This window comes from Caldicellulosiruptoraceae bacterium PP1 (assembly GCA_041320695.1).
GTDB lineage: Bacteria > Bacillota > Thermoanaerobacteria > Caldicellulosiruptorales > Caldicellulosiruptoraceae > JBGGOQ01.
In genome coordinates this window covers 155,495-167,686 of record JBGGOQ010000003.1, presented here as the reverse complement: position 1 = coordinate 167,686, position 12,192 = coordinate 155,495, and the positions used below count along the sequence as shown (strand labels likewise).

At 29.4% G+C, this 12,192-nt stretch carries 14 protein-coding genes; 11 read left to right on the top strand and 3 right to left on the bottom strand.

All coding sequences use genetic code 11. The annotated features are described in order from the left end of the window. Positions 1-16 precede the first annotated feature (16 nt). The 3 genes from ACAG39_06670 to ACAG39_06660 all read right to left on the bottom strand — a co-directional run bounded on the left by ACAG39_06670 (position 17) and on the right by ACAG39_06660 (position 2,387). Positions 17-271: a hypothetical protein gene (locus ACAG39_06670; protein ID MEZ0536921.1), complete on the bottom strand. Its 255-nt coding sequence runs from the start codon at positions 269-271 to the stop codon at positions 17-19. 20 nt (positions 272-291) lie between these two features. Next, complete coding sequence (locus tag ACAG39_06665) at positions 292-2,109, bottom strand: heme NO-binding domain-containing protein (protein MEZ0536920.1); 1,818 nt, start codon at positions 2,107-2,109, stop codon at positions 292-294. A gap of 83 nt (positions 2,110-2,192) precedes the next feature. Continuing rightward, entirely contained in the window at positions 2,193-2,387 is a 195-nt protein-coding gene (locus ACAG39_06660; protein MEZ0536919.1) for a hypothetical protein, read from the bottom strand. Between the two features lie 175 nt (positions 2,388-2,562). Between ACAG39_06660 and ACAG39_06655 the strand changes: the two genes are divergently transcribed. The 11 genes from ACAG39_06655 to hypD are packed head-to-tail and all read left to right on the top strand — an operon-like array spanning position 2,563 to position 12,189. Then, positions 2,563-4,473: an NADH-quinone oxidoreductase subunit L gene (locus ACAG39_06655; GenBank protein ID MEZ0536918.1), complete on the top strand. Its 1,911-nt coding sequence runs from the start codon at positions 2,563-2,565 to the stop codon at positions 4,471-4,473. Then, positions 4,470-5,327 (top strand): NADH-quinone oxidoreductase subunit H, encoded by an 858-nt coding sequence (locus ACAG39_06650; GenBank protein MEZ0536917.1) that lies wholly within the window; start codon positions 4,470-4,472, stop codon positions 5,325-5,327. The genes ACAG39_06655 and ACAG39_06650 overlap by 4 nt, the downstream gene beginning before the upstream one ends. 16 nt (positions 5,328-5,343) lie before the next feature. Further along, a complete protein-coding gene (locus tag ACAG39_06645; protein MEZ0536916.1) occupies positions 5,344-5,805 on the top strand; it encodes an NADH-quinone oxidoreductase subunit B family protein in 462 nt (153 codons plus the stop codon). After that, on the top strand, positions 5,795-6,181 hold the full coding sequence (locus ACAG39_06640; GenBank protein ID MEZ0536915.1) for an NADH-quinone oxidoreductase subunit C: 387 nt from the start codon (positions 5,795-5,797) through the stop codon (positions 6,179-6,181). Before ACAG39_06645 ends, ACAG39_06640 begins: the two co-directional genes overlap by 11 nt. Then, positions 6,174-7,253 carry a nickel-dependent hydrogenase large subunit gene (locus ACAG39_06635; GenBank protein ID MEZ0536914.1) on the top strand — a complete coding sequence of 360 codons (1,080 nt, stop codon included), beginning with the start codon at positions 6,174-6,176 and terminating at the stop codon, positions 7,251-7,253. The genes ACAG39_06640 and ACAG39_06635 overlap by 8 nt, the downstream gene beginning before the upstream one ends. Before the next feature lie 15 nt (positions 7,254-7,268). Continuing rightward, the gene (locus ACAG39_06630; protein ID MEZ0536913.1) at positions 7,269-7,646 is read left to right on the top strand and encodes a 4Fe-4S dicluster domain-containing protein; all 378 of its coding nucleotides are present in this window, start codon (positions 7,269-7,271) and stop codon (positions 7,644-7,646) included. Between the two features lie 16 nt (positions 7,647-7,662). After that, positions 7,663-8,004: a hydrogenase maturation nickel metallochaperone HypA gene (gene hypA / locus ACAG39_06625; protein ID MEZ0536912.1), complete on the top strand. Its 342-nt coding sequence runs from the start codon at positions 7,663-7,665 to the stop codon at positions 8,002-8,004. 1 nt (position 8,005) lies between these two features. Further along, positions 8,006-8,653 (top strand): hydrogenase nickel incorporation protein HypB, encoded by a 648-nt coding sequence (gene hypB / locus ACAG39_06620; protein ID MEZ0536911.1) that lies wholly within the window; start codon positions 8,006-8,008, stop codon positions 8,651-8,653. Continuing rightward, entirely contained in the window at positions 8,650-10,929 is a 2,280-nt protein-coding gene (gene hypF, locus ACAG39_06615; GenBank protein ID MEZ0536910.1) for a carbamoyltransferase HypF, read from the top strand. The genes hypB and hypF overlap by 4 nt, the downstream gene beginning before the upstream one ends. After that, a complete protein-coding gene (locus ACAG39_06610; protein MEZ0536909.1) occupies positions 10,926-11,162 on the top strand; it encodes a HypC/HybG/HupF family hydrogenase formation chaperone in 237 nt (78 codons plus the stop codon). Before hypF ends, ACAG39_06610 begins: the two co-directional genes overlap by 4 nt. Continuing rightward, complete coding sequence (gene hypD / locus ACAG39_06605) at positions 11,143-12,189, top strand: hydrogenase formation protein HypD (protein MEZ0536908.1); 1,047 nt, start codon at positions 11,143-11,145, stop codon at positions 12,187-12,189. The genes ACAG39_06610 and hypD overlap by 20 nt, the downstream gene beginning before the upstream one ends. The last annotated feature ends 3 nt before the right edge of the window (positions 12,190-12,192 follow it).

The following is a 12,192-nucleotide window of genomic DNA, read 5'->3' as shown; positions in this document are numbered from 1 at the left end:
ATTCCTTAATATAATTTTAGCAATTTAATTTCATATACTGAACCTTAACATGATCTAAGGTTAATATATCATTTTTCATTTGTTCTACTTCATCCTCTTTACCAGATAAATGAAGAATTATAAGTCCTTGATTTGAACAAGATTCTCCAGCCTCATGTAATCCAAGTCTGGTTTTTATAAGGCAACCATGTTTTGTAAGTATCTCTTGCAGCTTTGGAGCATCATGAAGTCTATTGTCAACCAAAATAGCCATTACAAAACTATCACACATAAGAAGAACCTCCTTTAATATTATAATCGGTATTTATTAAGCTCTTCTTTAAACACATTTGAAAGACTTTCAAGGTCAGTTACCTTTGTAAGAAGATCTTTAATGCTAACAGCATACTCAGAAACCATAGCTTGCATCTCTTGCGATGAAGCAGAGTTTTCTTGAGAAATTGCAGATAGAGAATTGATACTTTTAAACACATCAGAAATTCTTTTTGCTTCATTTCTTAATGTCTCAATCAAAGAAACAATATTCTCTGTTATATTTGATATTCTTTCAATGTTATTACTATTTTTATTCGCAACTTCATTTAATGTAGCTTCATTTTGGGATAATTTTTCAAATTGCTCATTTAGTATTGTTGATAACCCTTCAACTTCTTCAACAAAAATTTTTAAATTATTGTTAATAGTTTTTGCAAAATTTCTTGTGGAATCAGCTAATTTTCTAATTTCATCAGCAACAACAGCAAATCCAACCCCAAAAGAACCTGCTCTTGCAGCCTCAATTGATGCATTTAAAGCAAGCATATTAATCTGATTTGCAATTTCGGCAACTGTTGATGTAATCTTCATAACATCTTGAGCATCATTTGAAAGTTTTTGGCCTCTTTGTACAACAAGAGAAAAATCATTGCTTATATTATTCATTATATTTGAAACGTTTAGTAATTCATTACCAGAATTTTGTAGTTCATTATTAATAGAAATAAGTCCATCTTTACTTTTGCTTTGTTCATCTACGACAGTGTTTAATTTATAAATATTATCATTAAGGACAATAACAGCTTTTTCAATCTCTTCTGCTTGATGAATAGCACCGCTAGCAACATCACTAACAATTGAGGATATTGTATCTGATAGTTTTTTCATATTCTCAGCTATAGCAGCAATATTTTTTGAAAAATTATTTATTTCATCGCTTCCACCTTTTAATAGAAGAAGATCCTTTTTAACAGAAAACTTAGTAGAAGCAACCGATTCAGCAAGCTTTTCAATACTGTCAAGTGTTTTAAGTGAAACAGAACCAGAAAAATCAAGCTTTTTTAAAGAATCCAACTCTTCTTTAATAAACCTTAAAGGTTTTAATATTAAATATGAAGCAAGAAATGTAGCAACAAAAGTTGTAGTAAATATTGTTAAATGCAAAGTAATAGCATGATGATCATTATTGATTACTAAAGATGTTAGAAAAGCTACAATTGAAGACAATATTGATATCTTAAATTCAAGATTTCTAAAAATAAAAAGACTTGTAATTATATTAAAATATGCCTTCTTAAATTTTTTATTTGTTTTAGTAAATTTAATATGTATCTTTAAATGATAAAAACCTTGATCATCTTTAAATCTTTCTAATTCGGAAAAATCTAATTTCTCGTTAAAGAATTCAGCACTGCCTTCAAGTAAACCTAAAAAATAATCATAAAATCCTCTTTTGGAGACATAAGTAATTATTGCCTCATTGCTTGAGATCTCTTCAAAAAATATTCTTGGAGGTTTTGCCCCTTTAATGAAACGAGTAAGTTGTGTATGAACATCATCCATAAACTCCAAAAAACCTTTTAGAGATAATCTTTCAAAATATGAAGGAAACCATTTACTAAATGTTTTAATGTTATTTTTACCTATTGTTCTAAACATTTCAGAAGGTTCAATATTAGCCATATCAGCTGAAACTTGAATCATTTTTAATACATCTTCATCAGATATATCATCAGTTGGAGAAATAATTGTAGATTCATCCAAACCCATAGCTTTTTGGCCAGCTTTTTTAACATCTTCTCCCCAAATGTTCCCAATAGTTTCAAGCCAAGTTAAAACAACAGTTCCTTTCAAAGAATATACCCCCTACTATTACACTATTAATATAAATAATACCACAATAATAAACAAAAAAACAGGCTGTTTTACACCAGCCATCAATTTATTCTTTTTTTTGCCTCATTTTCAATTAGCTTGTCTAAAAAAATAGACTTTTCGAAAACTTCTTTTCTTGTTATTATACCTTTATCAACTAAAACCTCAATTAATGACGTTATCATTAATGTATTTTTGTAATCAACCTCTTTAAGATTTGTAATAAGAGACGATGTTTCATTAAATGCTTGTTTCAATTAAATCTCTCCTAAATATTTTAATAATTTATTATAATTATTACCAAAATATTAATAATAAAACAATTTGATTGACAATAAATTAACTTTTGCATACTGTATACAAAGAATTTTTACTATGTTATAATTTATTTGTCTAAAAATTTTTATTAACGAAAGGGGCATTTGTTAGGCAATGGGGTTAAGTTTACTTCTACTAATATTCTTTCCAATTATTATGGCAGCAATATTTTTACTATTTGATAACAGCAATATTAGAAAAGCGGCTGTTTTTTTTATGTCCCTTGTTCTAATAGCTTTAATGGCATATGTTCTTCTTGGAGGAAGTAGAGAAGTTACATTAAATGAAGGGACAAAGATAGCATTAGAATATTTGATTACTTTTGCTGATTATTTCTTAATGGCAGTTATGTTTTTAATTGGACTTAAGTACAACAACAAAATTATTATGGCACTTGTCGTTCTTCAGTTTGTTCCTTTAACAATTTTTGAATTTACAAGTGGGAAAATTGAAATTCAAGATGTTTTTTATGTTGACCATCTAACAATGATAATGCTTATGTTAATTAATGTCGTAGGACCATTAATTGCTATATTTGCTTTACAATATATGAAAGAACATGAGCATCATCTTCACTTAAAAAAATCTAAACAGAATGTATTTTTTGCAACAATTGCATTATTTTTAGGTGCAATGAATGGTATAGTTCTGTCAAATAGTATAGCATGGATTTATTTCTTCTGGGAAATAACTACATTATGTTCGTTTTTATTAATATCTCACGATAAAACAAAGGAATCCATAAACAATGCCCAAAGAGCACTATTATTAAATTCCATAGGTGGAGTAGCTTTTGTAATAGGGATTATTTTAACATATAAATATGCAAATACACTTGAGATAACACAGCTTCTAAAATCTGGCGATGCAAGTTTATTAATTGTTCCTATTGCTTTTTTGGTATTAGCTGGTTCAACAAAATCTGCTCAGCTTCCTTTCCAAAGCTGGCTTTTAGGAGCAATGGTGGCACCAACACCTGTGTCAGCGCTTTTACACTCAAGCACAATGGTAAAGGCTGGTGTTTATCTTATTTTAAGACTTGCACCACTATACATTGATAATTGGTTAGGTCAGATTGTTGCCGTTTTTGGTGGATTTACGTTTGCAGTTGCTGCACTTTTAGCTATAACTCAAACAAATGCAAAGAGGATATTGGCATACTCTACAATTTCAAATTTAGGGCTTATTATTTTGTTATCTTCTATTCCAAGTATTTTTGCAATTTATGGTGCAGCTCTTTTAATTGTTCTTCATGGTGTATCAAAAGCATTATTATTCCTTTGTGTAGGAACAATTGAACAGGGTATAGGCTCAAGAGACATAGAGGATATGGATGGAATTAGGACAAGAATGCCTTTGACTGCAAACATGACCATATTGGGTGCTGTTTCAATGCTCTTACCACCCTTTGGTGTACTAATTACAAAATGGATAGCAATTGAAGCTGCAACAAGCAATCCAATTGCATTAGCTTTAGTAATTTTCGGCAGTGCATTTACTGTTGTATTCTGGTCTAAATTTATTGGAAAGATTATTTCAACAGATAAAAATTATGTAAGAATAGAAAAATTTGAGGCGTTAAGACATACACCTTTATATATCATAACTTTATTGGTAACATTAGTAAGTATATTTATGATTCAATTTTCAAATACTTTTATAGCTCCTTTTATTAAAGAGGCTTACTCAAGATTTAGTAACATAGACCAAGCAGCATTAGAGAATCTAAAGATTAAAGACTTTATGGGCTTTAATCCAGTAGTATTTTTTGGGATTTTACTTTTGAGCATATTTTTAGGTTATGTTATTTATGTTATGTTTAAACCTAAAAGATATGTAAATTCATATGTTTCTGCCGAAGATACTGTTGATGGTAAGTTTTTAAGTATTAAAGATGAAAATGTGGAATTAACTTTTAAGAATTATTATCTTTCAGATATATTATCAGAGAAAAAGGTGACATTTGCTGCTAACATTGTTTCTATTGCTCTTATTGTTATAATGTTTGGGGTGATTATAAAGTGAGAAATTTACTTATAGTTTTAGCAACAATAGTTATTTCACCAATTATTGGAGGTTTAATTGCTGGTATTGATAGAAAAATTACAGCAAGGATGCAAAATAGATTTGGTCCTCCAATACTTCAGCCTTTTTATGATGTAGTTAAATTATTCAGTAAAGAATCAATAGCTGTATCAAATTCACAGTTTTTATATGTCATATTGTTTTTTATTTTTAATATTGTTGCTTTAATTCTATTTGTACTAAAAATGGATTTGTTACTAATTCTTTTTATACTTGCATTTGCAATAACAGCACTCATATTAGGTGCTATGTCCACAAAATCACCTTTTTCAAGGATTGGTGCACACAGAGAGCTTATTTCTATGCTTGCTTATGAACCTATACTTATTGCCGTTGTTGTAGGTATATACTTTGTTGTTGGAAGCTTTAATATAGATAAAGTGCTTGAAACAAAGAAAATGCTATTTGTTGAATTGCCATTAGTATTTTTTGCATTTTCATATGTTCTTACAATAAAGTTTAGAAAGTCTCCATTTGATTTATCAACTTCACACCATGGGCATCAAGAACTTGTAAAAGGCATAACAACAGATTTTAGTGGACCTATGCTTGGTCTTATAGAAATTGCACATTGGTATGAAACAGTTTTATTGCTTTTATTTGTTTATCTATTCTTTGCGAATAATTTATTTATAGCTATCATTGCAATAGTTGCATGCTATTTTGCTGAGATACTTATTGATAATATTTCAGCAAGATTAACATGGAAAATAATGCTTAAACTTACTTGGTCAATTGCATTATCAGCAGCGTTAGTTAATTTAATTTGGGTATACTTAAAATATAGGGCTTAATTAAGAGGTGAAAATAATGGGTATATTTAAGAAAGCAATAAAAAAATCACCATGGATAGTTCATTATGATTGCAATAGCTGTAATGGCTGTGATATAGAAATTTTATCTTGTCTTACACCTGTATATGATGTAGAAAGATTTGGTATTGTAAATGTTGGCAATCCAAAACATGCTGATATTTTAGTTGTTTCTGGTTCAGTTAATAATAGAAATGCAAGAGTATTAAAGAATATTTACGATCAAATGCCAAGCCCAAAAGCTGTCGTGGCAATTGGTGCTTGTGCTTGCTCTGGAGGAATATTTAAAGAATGTTATAATACCTTAGGTGGTGCTGACACAACAGTTCCTGTTGATGTTTATGTACCTGGATGTGCACCAAGGCCAGAAGCGATTATGGAAGGAATTTTAAAGGCAGCTAATATATTAGAAGAAAAAAAGGCATCAAAAAGGAAGGAAGTTGATTTAGGTGTTAAGTAATACTCGTGAGATAAGAATAGAAGATTTGCGAAAAGAAGTTGCTGAATATAAATTTAAAGGTTATAGGTATGTTACTTCTTCTTGCTCTGATTTGGGTGAAGGCAAATTTGATATAATTTATCATTTTGATAAAGACTACAACTTAGAAAATCTAAGAATTACTGTTGAAGAAAATCAAGTTGTTCCATCAATATCAGATATTTATTTTGCAGCAGTTCTTGTTGAAAATGAAATAAAGGACCTTTATGGGATAAACTTTGAAGGGCTTCTTGTTGATTATGAAGGAAAATTCTTAATTACAGAAGATGTAGAAGAAGCACCTATGAGAAAAAAACCAGTTGTAAAACTTAAGAAAGGGGATAATCAGGTTGGGTAAAAGAACTATAATGCCATTTGGGCCTCAACATCCTGTTTTACCCGAGCCTATTCAATTGAAGCTTGTTTTGGAAGACGAAAAGGTTGTAGAGGCTATACCAGCAATTGGATATGTCCATAGAGGACTTGAAAAATTGGCAGAAGAGAAAGACCTTAATCAGAATATATATGTTGTTGAAAGAGTTTGCGGGATATGTAGTTTTATGCATGCTTTGACATATTGTCAAGGTATTGAGGAACTAATGGGAGTGGAAGTACCAGATAGAGCTAGATACCTAAGAGTTGTTTGGGGTGAACTTCATAGACTTCATAGCCACCACTTATGGTTAGGTCTTCTTGCAGACGCATTTGGATATGAAAGCTTATTTATGCAGTGTTGGAGAAATAGAGAACTTGTAATGGATCTTATGGAAGCAACTGCTGGTAGCAGAGTTATTATATCAACTAATATTATTGGTGGTGTCAGAAGAGATATTGATTCAGAACAACAAAAATATATATTGACTAATCTTGATAAATTAGAAGAAGAACTTAAGAAGATAGAAAGTGCATTTTTAGATGATTATACAGTTAAAAAAAGATTAGTAGATGTTGGAGTCCTTTCAAAAAAAGAAGCAGAAGAAGTTAGCTGTGTTGGACCAATGGCAAGAGCGAGTGGGATAAATACTGATCTTAGGATGACAGGCTATGCTGCTTATAACGAACTTGATTTTGAGCCAATAGTAGAAACTGATGGTGACTCTTATGCAAGAATGAAGGTAAGATTAAGAGAATGCTATCAATCAATTGACTTATTAAGACAGGTATTCTCAAAAATACCAGAGGGGCCAATATCAGTTCCTGTTAAAGGCTTTCCAAATGGTGAGATTGTTTCGCGTGTTGAACAACCAAGAGGTGAGGTTTTATATTATATAAAAGCAAATGGAACAAAAAATCTTGATAGGCTAAGAATTAGGACACCAACCTTCTCAAATATTCCTGCACTTATGAAGATATTACAGGGTGCTGATTTAGCTGAGGTTCCACTGCTTATATTAACAATAGATCCTTGCATTAGTTGCACTGAGAGATAAGAAAGGGGAACTTTTATGTTTGGTATGGTAAAAAATGTTTTAAAAAATTTAACATCAAAACCTGCAACAAGGCTCTACCCATTTGAAAAAAGAGCATTTTTTAAAAACACAAGAGGAAGTATTGATATAGAGATTGATAAATGCATATTTTGTGGTATTTGTCAAAGGAAGTGCCCATCAAATGCAATTGTTGTTAATAAAGCTGACAAGACATGGACACTTAATCAGTACAAATGCGTTATTTGTAATGTTTGTGTAGAATCATGTCCTAAGAAATGTATTTTATCAAATGAACAGTTTAATACTCCAGAAGGAAACAAGGAGATTATTATAAGACAGCAGGAAATTGTCCAACAAGCTGAAAAACCAAAAATAGAGGCTGTAAATTCTTAAAAATGAGGTTTTCAAAATGCACGAATATTATGTAACTCAGCAGATGATTGAGATAGCAACAGATGAAGCAAAAAAAGCTAATGCAAAAAAAATAAATAAAATTTCTGTAGTTGTTGGCGAACTTACTGGTATTATAGATGAATCATTAAAGTTTTATTTTGATTTATTAGTAAAAGGAACAATACTTGAAGGTTCTGAACTTGAAATAATAAATAAAAAGGCAAAACTAAGATGTCAGCAATGCAATCTTTTATTTGAAAGAACAAATACATTTTTATGCCCGAAATGCAACTCAAAAAGTAAATTAACAGAACATGGAAAGGAATTTTATATAGAATCAATCGAGGTTGATGTTTGAAATGGAAATTAAGATTTTAAAAGATATTTTGCAAAGAAATGAAGATAGAGCTAATCAGATAAGATCTTTCTTGAATGAAAAAAAATCTGTATTGTTCAATGTAATGGGTTCACCAGGAGCTGGTAAGACATCATTTATTACGTCATTGATAAATAGGATTGATAAAAATATATATGTAATAGAAGGAGATGTTGCTTCAAGTATTGATGCACAAAAAATAGCATCATTAGGAGTAAAAACAATACAGATAAATACAGGTGGTGCATGCCATTTAGTTTCTGAAACTATTTTTGATGCCTTAAATGAACTCAAAATTGATGAAGGTTCGATAATATTTGTAGAAAACATAGGAAATCTTATTTGTCCTGCATCATTTGATATAGGTGAGAATTACAGGATTGTTATTTCAAGTGCTGCAGAAGGTGATGATAAACCTTATAAATACCCTGATATGTTTGAAAAAGCTGATCTTGTTGTTTTATCAAAAATGGATGTTGCAGATATTATTGGGTTTGATAAACAGAATTATTTAAATGGTCTTAATATGATAAAAGATAATATTAACTTAGTTGAAGTATCATTTAAAACAGGATATGGATTAGATAATCTAATCCAAACTATAAATAAGATGGTGGAGAGCAAATCTTGATTAAGAGAAAAAGATATACATTTAAAGGTTTAGTTCAAGGGGTCGGGTTTCGACCCTTTATTTTTAAAATAGCAAAAGAATTAAATCTTGTAGGTTTTGTTAAAAATATTGGTATTGGTGTTATAGCAGAATTTCAAGGTGATGAGAAACAATTTATTGAATTAAATGAAAAGATTCACAAATTAAAACCAGAAAATGCAATAATAGAAAGCATTCAGATTGAAGATATTGAAACAATTGAAAATGAGAAGGAATTTAAGATTGAGGCAAGCTCACACGATCAAATAGATACAATTATTCCTCATGATATGGCCATATGTTCTGACTGCATTAATGAATTTTTCGATAATAAAAATAGACATTATCAAAATTTTTTCATTTCATGTACTAATTGTGGGCCAAGATATACTATGATAAAGAAGTTACCTTATGATAGAGAAAATACAACAATGGACAAATTTAAGTTTTGTAAAGAATGTGAAGATGAATATTTTTCACCTACAGATAGAAGGTTTAATGCTCAATCAACTACATGTGAAAAATGTGGTCCAAGATATTATGGATTTTCTTTTGAAGAGAATAATGAAATTAAGTTTAGTAGAAATATAGAGTATATTGATTTTCTCTCAAAAAAGATTTTAGAAGGTAAAATTGTTGCATTAAAAGGAATTGGAGGTTTTCACCTTATAGCAAATCCTTATGATGATAATGTAGTAGAAAGACTTATGACATCTAAGAAAAGAGAAAGCAAACCTATGGCCTTAATTTGCAAAGATATTGAGGATGTAAAAGAAATATGTTATGTTTCAAAGTATGAAGAAAATCTTTTTAATTCTAATATTAGCCCCATAATATTATTTAGTAAAAAGAAAGATATATTTAATAACGTATCTGATAACCTAAATACCTTAGGAATAATGAGAGCATATACTGCTACCTATTATTATTTACTTAGAAAAACTAATTTAAAGTTTCTAATTGCTACATCAGCTAATATAAGTAAAGTTCCCATGATTATTGACCAAAATGAAGCGTTAGAAAAACTAAAAGGGATTTCAGATATTCTTATTTGGCATGATAGAGAAATTTATAGAAGATGTGATGATAGCGTTGTTAGTTTTGTAAATGACAAAAACATTATAATTAGATCTGGTAGAGGATATGCACCAACTTACAAAAGGTTAGAAAAAGCTGATAAGATAATTGCTTTTGGTGCTCAAGAAAAGAATAGCATTAGTATTGCTCATAAAAATAATATAATCTCTTCGCAATTTATTGGAGATTTAGATTCAAAAGAAAATATAGAATATTACGAAAAAACAATAAATGATTATATTAACCTATTTTCATTTGAGCCAGAGATTTCAATATCAGATAAACATCCGCAATATTATTCAACTCAATATGCTAAGGATTTTGCAAAAACATATAATACAAAAATCTATTACCTTCAACATCACGTAGCACACATTTATTCTGTTATGCTCGAAAAAAATATCGAAAAATGTATTGGTTTTGCATTCGATGGAACTGGCTATGGAGATGATGGTAACATATGGGGTTCAGAAGGGTTTATTATAGATAAAATTAACTATAAAAGAGTATTTCATATTGATTATTATAATCTAATAGGCGGAGAAAAAGCCATTAAAGAACCGATAAGACTTGCATACTATTATGCAAGCAAAATTGATCCATTGTTTACACAAAGATATTTTGCAAATTCAAAATACAGCAATATTTTAGAATTTATAATAAAAGGAGCAAATATTGTAGATTACCCACTTACATCAAGTATGGGTAGACTTTTTGATATAGTAGGAACTCTACTTAACATAGGTGAAACTAATAAATATGAAGCAATGATACCAATGCATTTAGAAAGCATTGCTGAAAAAAGTGAAAAAGGATATTATGAAACAATCATAAAATTTTCACATACATCGATACTTGATGTTATGCAAATTATACAAAATATAATCGATGATATTAAAAATGGAATTGATAAAAGTATAATTTCAGCTAAATTTCACAATACAATTACAAAAATTGTGGTTGATATAACTAAATATTTGAAGCAAAATTATAATATTAGTACTGTTGTTTTGTCAGGAGGAGTATTTCAAAATAGGTTTTTATTAGAAAGAACATTAAATGAACTTAATAATCATGAATTTAATGTATATATTAATGAAGTATATCCTATAAATGATGGTGGGATTTCAGCTGGACAAGTCTATTATGGATACTTATTTAAAAAATATAGTGAGGAATGAGAAAAATGTGTTTAGGTGTGCCAACAAAGGTTATTCAGATTGAAGGGAACAAAGCAATAGTAGATTATATGGGTGTTCAAAAAAAGATAGATATATCACTTCTTAAAAATGTAAGTGTTGGTAATTATATTTTGGTACATGCTGGAGTAGCAATAGATAAAATGGATACTGAAGAATATAATGAGTTTAATAATCTATTTGAGGAATTGAAAGATGCTGTCAGTGAAGATTAATGAACTTGTTGATGAAGTAAAAAGCAATATCGAAAAGATAGGGAAAAAGCTAAAAATAGCTGAGGTGTGTGGAACACATACAGTATCAATTTACAAAAATGGCTTTCATGTATTGTTTAAAGATTACATTGATTTTATTTCAGGACCGGGTTGTCCTGTTTGTGTTACGGGTGAAGAATATATTGATATGTTAATAGAGATAGCAGATAAAAAAGCTATATATGTTTTTGGGGATCTTATGAGAGTACCTTCATCAACCATTAGCTTATCTCAAGCAAAAGCAAATGGAAGAGATGTAAGAATAATGTATTCGCCAGTTGAAATTGTTGAAAATATTGATGATGAAAAAGAATATGTTATTGCTGCGATAGGATTTGAAACAACAATACCAATATTTGCGTTAGCAATACAAAGAGTTATTGAAAGAAAACTTACTAATGTTAAATTTGCAGTTCAATTAAAATTAATTGATAATCCACTTAAGATTTTATTAAATGATGGATTAGATGTAGATGGAATTATTCTTCCAGGGCATGTTGCAGCTATTACTGGAACAAGATATTTTGAATTTTTGGAAAGTTACAAAATACCTTCTGTTGTTTCAGGCTTTGAAGCGTTAGATATTTTAAAGACAATAAAGATTATTTCTGATAAATTATTAACCAAAGATTATTCTATTGGAAATGAATATAGCAGATTGGTTAAAACAAATGGAAATGAAAGGGCATATGAACTTATAGAAAAATATTTTGAAAAGAGTGATGCATATTTTAGAGGAATTGGCGTTTTAAAAGATTCCGGATTAACCTTAAAAAAGGAATATAAATATTTAGAAGAAGAAATTTCTTATTCAAATAATCAAAAAATATCAGCTTGTAGATGTAGTGATGTTTTAACTGGTAAAATAAAACCATATGAATGTAGTCTTTTTGAAAAGGTATGCACACCAATAAACCCAAAAGGTGCATGCATGGTATCAAGTGAAGGTTCATGTGCTGCATATTATAAATATGGGAAGTGTTATTAAAAA